The 709-nt window shown below is 71.9% G+C and carries 1 protein-coding gene; it reads right to left on the reverse strand.

Annotated features, from left to right (window positions below; translation table 11 throughout):
* Positions 1-118: 118 nt before the first annotated feature.
* Positions 119-709 (reverse strand): RICIN domain-containing protein (locus AF1_RS32740; protein WP_217999885.1); only part of this gene is annotated, 591 nt, incomplete at its 5' end.

The raw sequence follows: 709 nt of genomic DNA on the forward strand, positions 1-709 counted from the left end.
ACAGATGCTCTGCCAATTGAGCTACGCCGGCGGGCTCGTCCCGCATCGTAGTCGACTCGGCGGGGCGCTCGCTCGGGGTGGGGGTTACCTGGGCGGCGGATGTGGCGTGGTTGAGCGGTCAGGTGATGGTGAAGAGCTGGCCGGGGGCGTGCTCGTCGCAGGGGAGCTGGAGTATCGGGGCGTCGGCGGCGGGTGCCCCCTTGACACCGACGCAGAGGTCGCGGTCGGCGGGGCGTAGCTGGACTCCGCCGGTCACTCTCCGGAGGGTGAAGCGGTCCGGCTGGGCGTGACCGCAGGTGTCGTCGGACAGGGGCGTGCCCGGCCGGAACGAGGCGTCCACGACTCCCATGCAGCCGGGGCCGAATTCTGGGTGCCGCGTGGTGACGCGCCAGAACGTTCCGTCTCGGGTGAGGCGGCGCGGCGGGAAGCTCTGGTCGCAGTCCTTGAGGAAGACGAGTCCGGTCCGGTCGTACGCCCGTTCGGAGAGGCAGAGGCCCCCGAGTTTGAGTGTCGAACCCGGTCGGATGGGGGTGGGCGATGAGGTCGCCGGTGCCGGCTGGGAAGTGCTGCCGGTGTTCTGGGACGGACGGGTGAGGACGACGCCGATGGCGATTGCGGCCACGGCCAGGATCGCGGTACCGGCGACGATGCGCCGGGGCGGCAGGCGGCGGGGTCGGGGTGGGGCTTGCGGGGGGCTTTCGGCGGGGGC

Origin of the sequence: Actinomadura formosensis NBRC 14204, assembly GCF_001552155.1 — a bacterium.
GTDB classification, from domain to species: domain Bacteria; phylum Actinomycetota; class Actinomycetes; order Streptosporangiales; family Streptosporangiaceae; genus Spirillospora; species Spirillospora formosensis.